Here is a 15,251-nt window from a genome sequence, read left to right as displayed (position 1 = left end):
ATTGAAAAGGAATTAGGAGGAAAGAATCAAGAATTATGACCGCTGTGTTTATTATAGAGTGATAAAAGCAAGCTTCAGCCTACCATAGGATAACTCATTTTTCAACCCAATACTCCTTCAGTCGCGGACGGCGTGTTTTTATGCTTTTGACTGAGAATATGGGCAGTTTTTCTGAGAGTAGCGATAATGTTTGGATTGAAGGTTTCGAGAAGTGGCAAGAGTTCGTGACGGATACGATTTCGGGTGAAGCGTCGGGAGAAGTTACTTCGGTCGACTCTCGAAGGAATTCTTTCCGTCTCGATGAAAGCTTTAATTTCCGTGCGATTGAAAGCAAGGAGCGGCCGGGCAAGGTTGGAATGGGTTCGCTCAAACGGCGAGAGCCCAGCCATCCCTGAACCACGCAAGAGATTTAAGAGAAATGTCTCGGCGAGATCGCTCATGGTGTGGGCCGTCACGACGAAATTGAAGCCATACTGTTTGCGGATCCGTTCGAAAAATCGATAGCGAATGATCCGCAGTCGCTCCTCGATATTATTTTTCGGACGTTCATTTGGATGAAGGAGGGAGAGTGGCACGGACCATTCTTCGCACAGTTTTTTCACAAGCTTTTCATCCCGGTCTGAATCGCGGCCGCGGAGCCCATAGTTCACATGCACAGCTCGGAGCGTGAAGTTGTGTTTGTCGCGGAGTCGTACCAGGATGGTGAAGAGGGCTACACTGTCCGGTCCGCCCGAGACGGCGATGATGATCTTTGAGCCGCGGGGAAGAAGATTGTTTTTTGCGAGTGTGTTCTGAAAACGACGAACGAAAACCAACCCAGCGTGCGTCTCAGCAAGGCCGCTACTTTTCGAGATGCTGCTCGATGATGCTTTTGACTCTGCCGGTCGCTTCATCAAGTTTCCCTTCTTCGTTTTCGACTTGGTAGTCATAGATATCGAGATGATTGAGCCATTCACGAGTATAATCCATACGTTCCTGGAAGTATGTCTCGCTTTTTCCAGTGTCGCGCGCACGCAGCCTAGCCTCTAGTATCTCGATAGGAGCAGAAATATAAATGGCTAGGATTTCCGGGTGCAGCTTCTTGATGGTCTCGACGCCTTTCCAATCGATGCGCCAGACAGCAATGCCCCCTAGTTTCTCGATTCGCTCGAGCTCAGTCCGAGTGACACCGTAGAAGCCGCCATTTTCGTTGGTGGAATACTCGATGAAGTCCCCGGCCACGATTCTTCGTTGAAAGTCTTCTCGTGAGACGAAGTAATACGGATTGCCTTCTGATTCGCCTGGCCGCATCGTTCGGGTCGTCGTGGTGATGATGCGTTCGATTGGCAACTTCGAACGAAGGTTATCGATGATAGAATCTTTTCCTGATCCAGCCGCGCCGGAAATAATGAAAATGTTCTTCATGGATTTTGTTTGAACAGAGGCGAGTCACGAAAGCGCCCTTCGATTAGACTCGGGGCACTTCGGCGTTATTTCTTCACTGGGAGAAGTCCGAGGCGGTGCGTTCGTGGCTCGATCGAAAGAATCTTCCAACTGTAGGGCTTACCAACTTCGAAGACTTCTTCCATTTTGCGGCCGGGGTAGACATCGGAAAATTCCGAGACATGGGCCAGACCGTGAATGTCTTTATCGAGATAGACGAAAGCACCGAAGTGATTCATCTTGTCGACAGTGCCGGGGACTTCATCGCCTACCTTGTAGCGCTCGCCGACATGTTCCCATGGATCAGCCTTTAGCGCTTTCATGGACAGCGAGATCCGGTTGTCATCGATACCGATTATCTTGGCCGAGACGGCGTCACCTGTTTTCACGATCTCGCGCGGATCATCGATGAGTTGCCAAGCGAGCTCAGAAATATGGACGAGACCTTCGAGTCGCTTGTCGGCGTGTTCACCAGGAAGGGCAAACTTCACGAAGGCACCAAAGTCCACGACGCCGGAGACTGTTCCTTCGATTGTGTCACCGACGTGGAGGAGATTGAGGAATTCCTTCTCTTTCTCACTTTGCGCGGCTTTCTCAGACACGATCAGTTTTTCGCCTTCACGATCGGCATCTAGGATACGGACCGTCAATGTTTCGCCGATGAGCTTTTTCAAGAGGTCAAGAATCTTGTTCTTGTCGCCATCCTCGACGCGTGGGTAGTGCTCGCTCGCGAGCTGTGACACCGGGAGGAAACCGGGGATGCCGTTGACTTCGATCATGAGGCCACCCTTATTGGCGTCGCTCACCTTGGTCTCGACGACTTCTTTCTTCTGGAGTTTGGTTTCGATGTCTTCCCAACTCTTGTCGTATGACGCTTCACGGATCGACAGCTCGATCATGCCATCCTCATTCTCATAGCTCATGAGCGTCGCCTGCACGATGTCGCCGAGGTGCAGTTTCACGCCGCCACCGAGGCCGTCCTTCATCTCTTTACCTAAGACAATACCGGTCCCGAGAGAGCCGAGATCGACCAAGGCTGAGCTGGAACCGACATGAATGACGGTACCCGGGATGACATCACCGATATCCGGTATCGCGGCCGAGTGGGCTTCGTAGAGCTGTTCGAGCTCGGTCATGTTACTTTTCAACTTCAGATCGGTCATGTTCGACATAGGAGTATAGCGTGGAGCTCTTAGCGAGTTGCTTGTAGAGAAGCGACAAGGTAAAAGCTGGGTGGGACAGGGGGGATCCCGTAAAAAATTAAAACCCCGGGAATCTGGGGTGCAAAGAATCAAAACAGGGGCCAAAAGAGAAGAAAAACAGGAGAAAATCACTTCTCAATCAGGATTCAAGCATCCCGTATTCAATTGGATTACTGCTGAGATTAACGTGGGGCTAGTGTAACAGAGGAAGGCTTGCCTGGCAAGGCATCAAACCACGGTATGGATTTGATGGCGAGTATAATCGAATAAATAATGAAAACCGTCGGAACATACAGCGTATGCGTCCGACGGGCCCGAGTGAGATAGAGGTTCTTGTTCTGCCTCAAAGTCCCCAGGGGGGAGAAAGGTAATTACCCTGTATCAAGACTAGGGAGGGGGTGGCTACTCATCTGAGTAGAGATCGGAATAGCCGGCATCGGCAGCTGCTTTCCGCTTGAAAGTGGCGTACTCATCCCGGGAGATCCCAAGTACATCAATATCAAGACCGTCGATACATACAGGCTTGGTCATGAGTTGGCGCCGGGTGAACCGAACGCATTCGGGCTTAATACCTTCCTCTCGAGCGACTCTCCCGACTTCTCCACAGACTTCCAGTTTGGAGAGTTCGTAGCTGATCTCGCGTAGTCTTTTAGGTGTGAGCTCCATGGTAGTGCTCCTCAAGGTACGGTTGCGATACTCCGAGGCGGAGGTCGGCACGAGTTTGTGACGACATACCACTATAACCATTCCGTCACTATTTGTCAATTCGTGGGAGATCACTCGAGGATCACCCCAGAGGCGGCTTGCTAGTATACCAAAAATACTAGATTTATGGCTTAGTATGAGCCAATAATTACTGGTGCGACACCTTGTCGGCGGGGCTATTTCTTGCTACCATGAAGCATATTCGAATTGGCCTGACCGCCCTATTTTTGTTATGAATCCCGTTAGATGCTGTGTGGGATTACAGTAAAAGTCAATTGAGCGAATGGTATTAACGAATGATTAAACGAGGCAGGGGTAAACCCTTGTTTCTAACGGGATGAATATCCAGTATTACGGCGATTATTGCTTCAAAATCACGACCAAGCCAAATGGCCGGGCGACCGAGGACGTGGTCATCGTGACGGATGTACCGGCCAAAGGGTTGGGGCTGCGCGCTCCCCAGGGCGAGGCAGATATTGTCTTGCTTTCTCATCAGTCGCCCGAGGCCGAGGAGCTGTCGGTCGTGAAAGGGGATCCGGTCAAGATCTTTGTGCCGGGCGAGTATTCGGCTAGGGGGGTGGCCGTACTCGGGTTTCCGAGTGCTCGAGACGCCCAGGGTGGGGCAGAGCGCGGCCAAAATACGATATTTTTGTTTGAAACAGAAGAAATGCGTCTGTGTTTCCTCGGGGCGCTCGGGGCGGAACCGGCACCGGAGACAATCGAACGGCTCTCAGGCGTTGATATTCTCTTTGTCCCGGCGGGGGATGGTGATACATTGCCAGTGAACATGATCGACGATCTCGTCCGTCGGATCGAACCGAAGGCGGTCATCCCGATGCACTACAAGATCGCTGGCATGACGACGACCTTGCCAGACGAAAAGCCCTTTTGTAAGGTGATGGGGAATTGCCCCAAAGAGACATTGCCCAAGTGGAATGTGAAGAAAAAGGACCTGGAAGGCAAGAACCTGGAAGTCGTCCTCCTCGCAAAAAACTAACTTGTCCGTTATGCGTTGGAATCTCCAAAACTGGATCGAGGAAGTGAAGACGAAGCCGGAGCATATCCGCCAGCGCTATGTGGTCGGCTGTGTGTTCGCATCCATGTTTTTCGTCATCATTGTGTGGTCGCTGACGGTCTCCGAAAATTTCAAGAGTACGGTCGCGAAAACCGAAGACGTGACCGCGTCGGCTGCTGGCATCCTGCCCAAGCCCTCAGACTTCTCTTTGGACGAGCTCCTCTCGGGTGACAAAGCGCCTGATACGAGTATGCCGAAGTCGGGAGAGGAGTTTCTCCGTGAACAAGTGGAGAATCGGACTCGTATCAATCCAGACGAAGAAGGAGTGATCCCGAAAGACGATCGGCCACAACAGGAGACAGCTGATCCTACAATGCCGCTACGCTAAATCTATGGCTGACAAGACTGAAAAAAACGTATTTCACTCGGGACGCATCGAAGCGCGCAATATCACCGAAGAGGTGAAGCAGTCCTACCTCGACTACGCGATGTCGGTCATCGTCGGTCGGGCACTGCCCGATGTCCGGGACGGTCTGAAGCCGGTGCATCGGCGCATCCTCTACTCGATGTGGTCGACGGGGTTGCGCTCATCGGCGAAATTTCGCAAGTCGGCAACGGTCGTCGGTGAAGTGCTCGGCAAATACCACCCGCATGGCGACACCGCGGTGTATGACACTATGGTCCGCATGGCGCAAGATTTTTCCCTTCGCTATCCGCTGATCTGGGGCCAGGGAAACTTCGGATCGATGGATGGTGACCGGGCGGCGGCGTATCGCTACACCGAGGCCAAGCTGAAAGCGATTGCCGAAGAGATGCTCGTCGATATCGACAAGGATACGGTAGACTTCATCCCGAACTTTGATGGTGTGCACGAGGAGCCAGTCGTGCTGCCAGCCAAGCTGCCACAGCTCCTCCTCAATGGCACCGTCGGCATCGCGGTCGGTATGGCGTCGAATATCGCCCCACACAATTTGAATGAACTCGTCGACGCGATCTGCTTCCAGATCGACAATCCAGAGTGTGACGTTGATGACCTGATGCAGTTCATCAAGGGGCCGGACTTTCCGACTGGCGGTATCATCTACAGCACCCGGGATATCCGCGAGACGTATGTCACGGGCCGCGGACCGATTATCTCGCGCGCTGTGGCGGAAATCGTCGAGACGAAGGCGGGTGCGTTCCAGATCATCGTGTCCGAGATGACCTATGCGACGAACAAAGCAACACTTATCGAGAAGATTGCTGACCTCGTGAAGGAGGACAAAATTCAGGGCATCCGGGACTTGCGCGATGAGAGTGACAAGGACGGCGTTCGTATCGTTATCGATCTGAAGAAAGATGCTTTTCCGCAAAAGGTTTTGAACAAGCTGTACTCGCAGACCGACCTACAAAAGAATTTCAATGTGAACATGCTGGCTTTGGTCGATGGTGTCGATCCACAGATCCTCAACCTGAAGTCTATCCTCGAACACTACATCGTCCATCGCGAACGCGTGGTGACGCGGCGCAGCGAATACGAATTACAAAAGGCCAAGGACCGCGCCCATATCCTCGAAGGTCTGAAGAAAGCACTTGATCACATCGACGAAATCATCAAGACGATCAAGCAGTCGCCGACGAAGGAAGAAGCGCATGCGAATCTGATGAAAAAATTCAAGCTGTCCGACAAGCAGGCAGCGGCGATTCTCGAGATGCGACTTCAGACCTTGGCCGGACTCGAGCGCAAGAAAATCGAAGACGAACTGGCGGAAAAATTGAAACTGATTGCCTACCTCGAAGACCTCCTTCGGCACAAGAAAAAAATCCTCGCGCTCGTGAAAACGGAGCTCATCGAAGTGCGCGACAAATTTGGCGATGAGCGGCGGACCCGAGTCATGAAGAACGGCATCGGTGAGTTCCGCCAGGAGGACCTCATCCCGAATGAAGAAGCCATCGTGACGCTCTCGGACGACGGGTACATCAAGCGCATGAATCCGACTGTCTATCGGGTGCAGAAGCGCGGCGGCAAAGGAGTGATCGGCGCGACGACGAAGGAAGAGGATAAGATCGCCAAGGTGCTCTCGATCGAGACACATGACAGTCTTATGTTCTTCACCAATACTGGCAAGATTTTCCAGACGAAGGCGTACGAGATCCCAGAGTCATCGCGCACGGCCAAGGGTCAGGCTGTGGTGAATTTTCTCCAACTTTCAAACGAAGAAAAGATAACGGCGATGATCGCGTTCGGTAAGAATGATGCTTCGAAATTTCTCTTTATGGCGACGACGGATGGCACGGTGAAGAAATCCAAGCTCGAAGATTTCTCCAATGTTCGTCGCTCGGGTCTCATCGCCATCAACTTGGAAAAGGGCGATACACTGAATTGGGTCGCACCGACGACTGGCACGGATGAAGTCATGATCACGACTCAAGGAGGTCAAGCGATTCGTTTCAAGGAGAGCGATGTCCGAGCGATGGGCCGGAATGCAGCTGGTGTGCGCGGTATCAAGCTTCGGACCGGGGATCAGGTAGTTGCGATGGATGTTGTCGAAAAGGGGGCAAAGGATCGCGAGCTGCTCATCCTCTCCGAAAATGGCTATGGCAAGCGCAGTGATCTGAAGCACTACAAGATCCAGAAGCGCGGCGGCTCCGGCATCAAGACCATGAATGTGACCACAAAAACCGGCAAGCTCGTTTCCGCCTATATTACCAGTCCTGCCGACCAAGAAATCGACATGCTCGTGACCTCGGAAAAGGGCATCATTATCCGGGTGCCGTTTGCTTCAGTCCCGCTTCTTTCGCGGGTCACGCAGGGTGTACGTGTCATGCGACCCCAGGCCGGCGACCGTGTCGGAGCCTTCACTTTGTTGTAACCCAGAAAGACGACAATGGATAATTCAGTACTCAAGCCGCGCCGAAAAACACGTGTGGTGATGGTCGGATCGGTCGGGATTGGTGGGGATAATCCAATCCGTGTGCAGACGATGACAAATACCGATACGCTTGATATCGAGACGACGGTTGTTCAGATCAAGGCATGTGTCAGTGCGGGTTGTGAACTCATCCGATTGACGACACCAACCCCGAAACATGCCCAGGCACTCGGTCCAATCCGGGAAAAGCTTCTGCAGGATGGAGTACGTGTCCCACTTATTGCTGATGTGCATTTTCTCCCTGCGGCTGCTTTCGAAGCGCTCAAATGGGCAGACAAGGTCCGCCTGAACCCTGGGAATTTCTTGGATGGGAAAATATTTCGGGAGTTTACTTTTGATGATGCGAGCTATTCTGAGGAGGTCGCGCGAATTGAGAAGAGCCTTCTCCCGTTTATCGAGGCTGCCAAGTCGGCTAAGAAAGCCATCCGTATCGGATCGAATCATGGTTCACTCTCGGACCGAGTCCTCTCTCGTTTCGGGGATACTCCGATTGGTATGGTGGAGTCGGCGATGGAGTACATGAGGATCTTCAGGAAGCATGGCTTTGATGATATTGTTGTCGCGATGAAGGCCTCTGATCCTTTGATTATGATCGAGGCCAACCGACTTCTCGTTGCAACTTTAGAGAAAGAAGGGATGGACTACCCAATCCATTTGGGAGTGACTGAGGCTGGAAATGGAGAGGAGGGACGGGCGAAGTCGACACTCGGTATTGGCACTCTCCTCCTGGATGGCGTGGGGGACACGATCCGTGTTTCACTAACCGAGGACCCAGTGAAGGAGATCCCTACATGTTACGGGATCTTGCAAGCTGCCCGCCGCAGGATCACTCGCACAGAGTTTATTTCTTGCCCATCGTGTGGCCGAACGTTGTATGATCTTGAAACGGTGACCAATGTGATCAAGGAACGGATGGGTCATTTGAAAGGAGTACGCATTGCTATCATGGGATGTATCGTGAATGGACTTGGAGAAATGGCAGATGCCGATTTCGGTTATGTTGGTGGTGCGAGAAATAAAGTGAACCTGTATCACAAGAAAGAACTGGTGAAGCGAGATGTACCATCAGAGCGGGCGGTGGACGAGCTCGTTCTGCTCATAAAGGCTAAGGGAATGTGGATCGAACCACGTGCTTAGGTAGAGTTCAACTCAAGAGACGCGCGACTTGACGAAAGACTGGTCCTTTAGTATGAAGAGGGTACCTTTTCTCATGGAGGTAGAGGGTATGAATAAGCCGATAGATGAAAGTGGTTTCCCAGTAACTATCGTGCCAGTTGGTTCGCAAGTGACCGTCCGGCCATGTAATGCGGCGATTCGTGAAGAGCAAGATTCTTCACTCCAGGTTCCGGATGAGCAGAAAGCGGGTATCCACGAGCCCGATAGGATCAGTAAGTCTGATGTGAGTTAAAGGAAACATCGCTTGGGGTGGTAGCACTCCTCCCCAAGCGACAAATAAACAGGGGTGGTACTTGCTAGAATGTTGAAAGTAGGTTATTCTCACAAGGTAATTTTTATACATCGAGCGTGGATTGGTCCGGCGGGTAACTGCTGCGGCGAGTCCATCGCTGACAAAGACGCTATGGCGCTCTCGCACAAGCAAAAGGAAAAGGTAACGGGTGATGTGAAACGACATGATTCGGACACGGGTTCTCCCGAGTATCAGATCGCTCTTTTCACGGAGCAGATCAAGCGACTCACCACCCATTTGAAGAAGAATAAGCAAGACTTTCATTCTCGCCGCGGCTTGCTGAAGATGGTGGCCAAGCGCAAGAAGCTCCTCACATACCTCGCGAAGGTGAACGAGAAGGCCTACAAGGCGCTCGTGAAGAAACTCGGGTTGTAAACTTTTCCGCCACGCGAGTGGCGGTTTCTGTTGAGGCATTTTAAACCGGTGAAACATTTATTATGGCGAAGTTTAGTGACCAGCGGGTAGGGGTGCTCGTGGATATCCAAAACCTCTACTACAGCGCGCGAGTGCTGTATAGCAAAAAAGTAAATTTCAAGGCCGTCCTGGAGGCGGGGACCAATGAACGCAAGCTCATTCGTGCCCTGGCCTATGGCATTAAGACGACGGAGGGTATGGAGGAGAAGTTCTTTGAGGCGTTGACCAAGAGCGGGTATGATGTGATGACCAAGGACTTGCAGATCTTCCCTGACGGCTCGCGCAAGGGTGACTGGGATGTCGGTATCGCGATCGATGCAATCAAAATGGCCGCAAAAGTCGATGTCATCGTGCTCGTCTCGGGGGATGGAGACTATGTCCACCTGGTGGAGTACCTCCAAAATACCTTCGGCTGTCGGGTCGAGGTCATTGCCTTTGCCGAGTCAGCCTCGGCCAAGCTCCTCGAGAAAGCAGACGACTTCATGAACCTCTCCGACAACAAGAAACGATTTCTGATTTAGCTTGCTTAATTTGATGGGCAGTCCGAAGTCGATTGTTCTATAAAAGCCTCCTAGGAGGCTTTTATCTTTTCAACTTTCGTTACCGGCAACTTGTCCCACATAAACTGGAACCACATACGGAACGTGTCGGCGATGTCTTTGTTTATGAGAATGGTGATGGTCGTCTCTTCCGCGACCCGCTCTACCCCTGGTACGGCCGAAAATATCATCACTCGGTCCTCGAGAATGGCTGCCGAAGCGAGGTGGGCATACTGTTCAGGGAGTATCTTGTACGTCGAGGATGCACCGAAATGTCCTGCTACTCCCGGTATCCTGGCGGCTTCTTCGTGGTAGAGAAGGCGGGATCGGATTTCTTTCTTTTCCATATCTTTCTTGAACTGTTTGAAGAGAGGGCCGAGTTTCGGATCTCGGAGAGCACCCCGGGCACCCAGGAGATCAAAAGACTTCCCGAGGCGCAGGATATCGCGCATGTAGTTCTTCCACCCCTCCAATCCGCGGTAGACGAAGATCGCGTCGCGTCGCGGTTCGCCATGGTACAGGGACTCAAGGTCCGGAAGGATTTCGGCGAGCTTTGTTTCTTTTTCTCGGACAAGTTCCATGAGCTTATTAGGTTCTACTGCCTGGTAGCTGCTTTCCCGTCGTTCAAGAATCTCAAAGACAAGGCCTTTTTCAACGAGGCGCGACATCGAGTCGTAGACGTTGCGACGGTGGATATGCGACTTCTCGGCGATTTTCCCCACCGATAACTCTCCTTCCCTGAGGAGAGTTTCGTATATACGTCCCTCATTTTTGGCCAGACCAAGCTCCTGAAAAATTCCCTGATACATAGATTGCCTCAATTGTGTTCGTAATTAGTGGTGATAATAGACACCACAGAGTCATATATGCCACTCATAAATGATAGAATACACTAGGATAGAAAGTTTGCAAGGGTGCAAGTTTGGTACTTTAAAAAGGAGAAAGACATGAGCGAATGGATTGTAGGATGTGGCTGTAAGTATTGCAGGGCGACAGGTGAAACGAAGGAACGTCAACTCGAAGAATTAGGCCTTTCTATCAACCAGATAGAGAAGGTGGTAAAAGATGAGGGAGGTACGAATCCTCAAGAAGTAATGAAAATATTGAGAAAGCTTGTCGGCTGGGGGCCTATGGCGAGTCATCTAGAGAGATATAATAGAAGCATAGACATATTTATGTGGGATCTCGCACTTTATGTCCTTGAGGAGTCAAAGGGGGGAGGGATCACGAATGCGATATGCCATGAAATTTTGTGGCATCATCCGTTAAGACTACTAAGACTAGAGGAATAAAGGAATAAAAAGAAAGTTATCTATTAGACCTTCACGTGGTGCGTGAGGGTCTCTTTTTTTTGTTGTTGATGGATGATTTCATGAATCTTTCCGAGAACAAGAAGCAATTGCTTATTTAATGAGGAACGAAGTTAGTTGAGAGACAAGTTTCGGAAGGAACTCGTTTTTCCTTTTGACAAAGGCTTAAAAAAAAGCTACTGTGGAGGCGTTAACTTAGTAATTTCGTCCAGGGGGTTTATAGGTACACGGCTTGCCCTCACCTACGACCTACAACATACAACTTACCAAGGGAAGCCCGTATCGTTATACTCGCTCTCGGTCGTGGGTTGTCGGTTGTGGGTTGTTGGTTGGAATAAGCCGCGTGTTTATGAACCCTGGGGCGGTTCAACTCTATGCAAGGAGCCAGAAAATGGTCTCTCCAGCTCGGTGGGCGTGAATTACGCATATCCACAGGATTACTCGCTGGTCAGGCGAACGGGGCAGTGACGGTGCAGTACGGCGATACCGTCGTCCTCGCGACGGCCGTCATGAGCAGTTCGATGTCAAAAATCATCGGCTATTTCCCACTCATGGTGGATTTCGAGGAGCGGTACTATGCCGCGGGCAAGATCAAGGGTTCTCGCTTCATCAAACGCGAAGGCCGGCCATCGGACGATGCGATCCTCTCGGGTCGAGCCGTGGATCGGACGATCCGACCACTCTTTGATAGCCGGATGCGCAATGAAGTCCAGGTCGTGACAACGGTACTTTCCATTGATGGTGAAAATGATCCGGACGTTGTCGCGATGATCGCTGCTTCGGCCGCGTTGACACTCTCTGACATCCCGTGGAACGGCCCGATCGGCGCGGTGCGTGTCGGTATCGTGAACGGGGGTGGATTTGTGCTGAACCCTTCGAGTGAAGAACGTGGCGTGAGTACGCTTGACCTCCTCGTCGCCGGGACGAAGACAAAGATCAATATGATCGAATGCGGAGCGCAAGAGATTACAGAAGAGAAAATGACAGAAGCTTTCCGCTATGGACATGAGGCGATCCAGAAAATCACGGATTTCATCGAAGCAGTGAAGAAGGAGGCGGGTCGCGAGAAGAAAGCGGCGGCACTCCTCGTCGGCACGCCGGAATTTGAGGTGAAGATGAAGGAATATATCAGTTCGCTCGGTTTGGGCGAGGCGTTGTTCTTGCAGCCGAAGGCGGCGATGGCACAGAAAGTTGCAGCCATTGAGGCGGCAGCGACCGAGTATGCAGCCGCCAATTTTCCTGAAGAAGCTCATCAGACTGAAGTTCTCTCGCTCATTATGGAAGAACTATCAGACGCGGCACTGCACACCAATGTCCTCGAGCATGACCGTCGCCCGGATGGCCGGAAGCTGACCGAGATTCGCCCGCTCGCTTCCCAAGTGGGTGTTCTGCCACGGACGCATGGCACGGGGCTTTTCTCACGTGGCGAAACGCAAGTCCTGACAGTGACGACGCTTGGCGCGCCGGGTGATGAGATGGTGGTCGACACCATGGAAACGGATGAGAAAAAGCGTTATATGCATTTCTACAATTTTCCGGCGTATTCGGTTGGTGAAGTCAAACCGATGCGTGGCCCAGGTCGTCGCGAAGTGGGGCACGGTGCTCTCGCCGAGAAAGCGCTCATGCCCGTGCTGCCTTCGAAAGAAGAATTCCCGTATACCATTCACCTCGTTTCGGAAGTCCTGTCATCCAATGGTTCATCGTCGATGGCTTCAACCTGTGGGTCGACGCTTTCCCTCATGGATGCGGGGGTGCCGATCAAGAAACCAGTGTCGGGAATCGCGATGGGTGTCATCGCCGGTACCGATGGGAGTTTCAAAGTCCTGACCGATATTCAGGGACTTGAGGATCACTATGGCGATATGGATTTCAAGGTGGCAGGCACGAAAGACGGGATCACCGCGATGCAGATGGATGTGAAGATTGATGGACTCACCGCTGATACGCTGGGGTTGGCCATCAAACAGGCAAAGGAAGCCCGGCTTGAAATCATGGCGGTCATGCTCGCGGCTATCCCAGAGCCACGGAAAGAGATGTCACCCTATGCACCACGGATCATCACGCTCCACATCAATCCCGAGAAGATTCGCGATGTCATCGGCCCTGGCGGCAAGATGATCAACCAGATTATCGATGAAACCGGCGTCTCAATCGATATCGAGGATGATGGTTCCGTCTTCATCACATCTGTCGATGAGACAAGTGCTAAGAAAGCTGTCGAATGGGTACGGAATATCACCCGCGAAGTGGTCGTCGGGGAGCTGTTTCAGGGTCGCGTCACCCGAATCATGAACTTCGGCGCCTTTGCCGAGGTACTCCCGAATCAGGAAGGACTGATTCATATCTCAGAACTGGCCGATTACCGTGTCGAAAAAGTGGAAGATGTCGTCAAAGTCGGCGACATCATCGCCGTCGTCGTCAAGGAGATCGATGCTCAGGGCCGGATCAATCTGTCGCACAAGCTGGCCAAGGCGAAAATGGTCCGTCAGGAACTCGGCGAAGAGGGAAAAGAGTAGCCGCAGAAAATAGATAGTACGATACTCTCCACCAACTTTATTGTGTGGTGGTATACTGAGAGAGGAATAGCCTCTCTTTTGTATTGCTATGAATTGGTTCAAAACACAAAAATCAACGGTGTCAGCGGCTGCACCAAACAGTTTGAGCGCTCTGGTTCGGACTATGGAGGATGACCTCGCGGGTCGGGAGGTCCCGACGGAAATGCAAAAGCACGCCGAGCCGTTGGTCGCCTTTCGTCCGGAGGCAGTCATGGGAGTCCCATTTTTCACTGCGCCGGGCGTTGCGACTGAGGAAAAACCATCTCATCAGACGGCTGAAGAAAGTCCGTTTCTCCAAGAGGCACCTGCCACGGACCAAATTCCGGACGACGAGGCACCGACATTTGATCCACCCCTGATTGTCCCGAAGTCTCCGGTGGTTCCCGAAGCACCGAGTATATCTCCGGTACACCCTGAAACCACCTCCGTCGCGTTCAGTACGACCCACCGATCAGTCGTCGCCCCCTCGGTCCGCGAGTCGCTGGCCTCTCTCCTCCGTCTGACTCAAGGGTTTGCACCGCTTTTTCGAGACCGGAAATTGCACCTTGTCGCGCTTCTGGCAGGTAGTCTCCTCGTGGTTGTCGTTATCGCTGGAGCCTATCTTTGGTGGCGCTCCTCTCTGGAGGATGACCCGAATCAGCCCGATGTCCGAGTTGAATCCCCAGCTGTCCAGACCAATCAACTTAAGTCGGAGCCGGTCTCTCAGGCGAAATACCTGGTCGAACAGCCGAATATCCTTACCTTTGATATCGAAACGGTAACGTCCGAGCAGATCAAGAACGGGCTTTTGCAGGCGGCTCAGACCATCAAAAAGGACAATCTTCCTGGTGCCATTGAATTTCTCATCCGTGATCAGAAGCTGAACCCGCTCGCTTTCACTAGGTTCGCCTATCTGGCGAAGCTCAATCTGCCGGCGGAATTATTGGGTACCCTTGATGAGCCCTTCTCCCTTTATGTCACCATAGATAATGGCCGTCCCCGCCTGGCTCTCCTCGTCTATGTGAAGGATGAGCCGGCCTTTGCTGCCAAACTACTCTTGAATGAGTCAAAACTCGCTCAGGCGATCGAACCGCTGTTCCTCGATGTCACGACGGCGCCCAAGAACAATCTTATCTTCCGGGATGGCACGTATTTGGAGCGCCCCGTCCGTTTTACGAATGTTGATGCCTCACTCGGCCTCTCGGTCGACTATGCGGTCAGGGGGCGGCAGTGGATTATCGGGACCAGCAAGGACTCACTCCGCGCTGTACTGGATAAAACAGGTTTGTAGAGATGCTTTTCTGAAAGTCAAACACTTATTTTTTTGTTAGGCTCATCACAGGATGAGTCTTTTTATTTCCAAGTAAAAGAATTATTGCGCAAGCAAGGTATTATTCACTGAGTGAATTGACTCGAGCATATTTTTCTGCTATAATTGATTTGTCGAAGTGAAAAAGTTACTTGAAAATATGATCTGAACAGCGAAAGACCTCTCTTCCGCAAGTTTTTTTGAGGCCGAGAAGTCTTTCACTGTTTAACCGTTCGGTGCATCGTCACCAACAGCTCCTAATCTGGTCTGGAGCGCGCCGCTAAAACAAACACACAAATTCGAGGAAATATAATATATCTCGACTTTGAAACAAAAACACAAAGCAAAAAAGAAGAAGTACGTTAAGTACTCATGTACCTTTAAAAGTTGTTAAGGCACAGCCAAAGAACGGTGAAAGATC

General features: G+C 51.7%; 15 protein-coding genes. 10 read left to right on the top strand and 5 right to left on the bottom strand.

The window, feature by feature from the left end:
- Nucleotides 1–101: 101 nt before the first annotated feature.
- The 4 genes from tilS to IPJ68_05395 form a co-directional block, all read right to left on the bottom strand.
- Entirely contained in the window at nt 102–929 is an 828-nt protein-coding gene (gene tilS / locus IPJ68_05410; protein QQR78484.1) for a tRNA lysidine(34) synthetase TilS, read from the bottom strand.
- Nucleotides 841–1,404 carry a hypothetical protein gene (locus IPJ68_05405; GenBank protein QQR78483.1) on the bottom strand — a complete coding sequence of 188 codons (564 nt, stop codon included), beginning with the start codon at nt 1,402–1,404 and terminating at the stop codon, nt 841–843. Before IPJ68_05405 ends, tilS begins: the two co-directional genes overlap by 89 nt.
- A 65-nt stretch (nt 1,405–1,469) precedes the next feature.
- Nucleotides 1,470–2,594, bottom strand: a complete 1,125-nt coding sequence (locus tag IPJ68_05400; protein QQR78482.1) for a 30S ribosomal protein S1 — start codon at nt 2,592–2,594, stop codon at nt 1,470–1,472.
- A gap of 432 nt (nt 2,595–3,026) precedes the next feature.
- Complete coding sequence (locus IPJ68_05395; GenBank protein ID QQR78481.1) at nt 3,027–3,290, bottom strand: hypothetical protein; 264 nt, start codon at nt 3,288–3,290, stop codon at nt 3,027–3,029.
- Nucleotides 3,291–3,666: 376 nt separating this feature from the next.
- On the opposite strand from IPJ68_05395, the gene IPJ68_05390 reads away from it, so the two are divergent.
- The 7 genes from IPJ68_05390 to IPJ68_05360 all read left to right on the top strand — a co-directional run bounded on the left by IPJ68_05390 (nt 3,667) and on the right by IPJ68_05360 (nt 9,659).
- Nucleotides 3,667–4,326 carry an MBL fold metallo-hydrolase gene (locus IPJ68_05390; protein QQR78480.1) on the top strand — a complete coding sequence of 220 codons (660 nt, stop codon included), beginning with the start codon at nt 3,667–3,669 and terminating at the stop codon, nt 4,324–4,326.
- Nucleotides 4,327–4,336: 10 nt separating this feature from the next.
- The gene (locus tag IPJ68_05385; GenBank protein ID QQR78479.1) at nt 4,337–4,732 is read left to right on the top strand and encodes a hypothetical protein; all 396 of its coding nucleotides are present in this window, start codon (nt 4,337–4,339) and stop codon (nt 4,730–4,732) included.
- Between the two features lie 4 nt (nt 4,733–4,736).
- The gene (gene gyrA / locus IPJ68_05380) at nt 4,737–7,196 is read left to right on the top strand and encodes a DNA gyrase subunit A (GenBank protein QQR78478.1); all 2,460 of its coding nucleotides are present in this window, start codon (nt 4,737–4,739) and stop codon (nt 7,194–7,196) included.
- Nucleotides 7,197–7,211: 15 nt separating this feature from the next.
- Nucleotides 7,212–8,393 carry a (E)-4-hydroxy-3-methylbut-2-enyl-diphosphate synthase gene (gene ispG / locus IPJ68_05375; protein ID QQR78477.1) on the top strand — a complete coding sequence of 394 codons (1,182 nt, stop codon included), beginning with the start codon at nt 7,212–7,214 and terminating at the stop codon, nt 8,391–8,393.
- Between the two features lie 52 nt (nt 8,394–8,445).
- A complete protein-coding gene (locus IPJ68_05370; GenBank protein QQR78476.1) occupies nt 8,446–8,664 on the top strand; it encodes a hypothetical protein in 219 nt (72 codons plus the stop codon).
- Between the two features lie 171 nt (nt 8,665–8,835).
- Nucleotides 8,836–9,099, top strand: a complete 264-nt coding sequence (gene rpsO, locus IPJ68_05365) for a 30S ribosomal protein S15 (protein QQR78475.1) — start codon at nt 8,836–8,838, stop codon at nt 9,097–9,099.
- A 62-nt stretch (nt 9,100–9,161) separates the two neighbouring features.
- Nucleotides 9,162–9,659: an NYN domain-containing protein gene (locus IPJ68_05360; protein QQR78474.1), complete on the top strand. Its 498-nt coding sequence runs from the start codon at nt 9,162–9,164 to the stop codon at nt 9,657–9,659.
- Nucleotides 9,660–9,709: 50 nt separating this feature from the next.
- On the opposite strand, the gene IPJ68_05355 is transcribed toward IPJ68_05360, so the two are convergent.
- The gene (locus IPJ68_05355) at nt 9,710–10,486 is read right to left on the bottom strand and encodes a winged helix-turn-helix transcriptional regulator (GenBank protein ID QQR78473.1); all 777 of its coding nucleotides are present in this window, start codon (nt 10,484–10,486) and stop codon (nt 9,710–9,712) included.
- A gap of 138 nt (nt 10,487–10,624) precedes the next feature.
- Between IPJ68_05355 and IPJ68_05350 the strand changes: the two genes are divergently transcribed.
- The 3 genes from IPJ68_05350 to IPJ68_05340 all read left to right on the top strand — a co-directional run bounded on the left by IPJ68_05350 (nt 10,625) and on the right by IPJ68_05340 (nt 14,812).
- Nucleotides 10,625–10,969 carry a hypothetical protein gene (locus IPJ68_05350; protein ID QQR78472.1) on the top strand — a complete coding sequence of 115 codons (345 nt, stop codon included), beginning with the start codon at nt 10,625–10,627 and terminating at the stop codon, nt 10,967–10,969.
- Between the two features lie 392 nt (nt 10,970–11,361).
- On the top strand, nt 11,362–13,503 hold the full coding sequence (pnp, locus tag IPJ68_05345; GenBank protein QQR78471.1) for a polyribonucleotide nucleotidyltransferase: 2,142 nt from the start codon (nt 11,362–11,364) through the stop codon (nt 13,501–13,503).
- An 88-nt stretch (nt 13,504–13,591) separates the two neighbouring features.
- Nucleotides 13,592–14,812: a hypothetical protein gene (locus tag IPJ68_05340; protein QQR78470.1), complete on the top strand. Its 1,221-nt coding sequence runs from the start codon at nt 13,592–13,594 to the stop codon at nt 14,810–14,812.
- Nucleotides 14,813–15,251 lie beyond the last annotated feature (439 nt).

The sequence above is a fragment of the Candidatus Moraniibacteriota bacterium genome, assembly GCA_016699425.1.
GTDB lineage: Bacteria > Patescibacteriota > Minisyncoccia > Moranbacterales > UBA1568 > SSEF01.
This window is presented reverse-complemented; position numbering and strand designations above follow the sequence as displayed.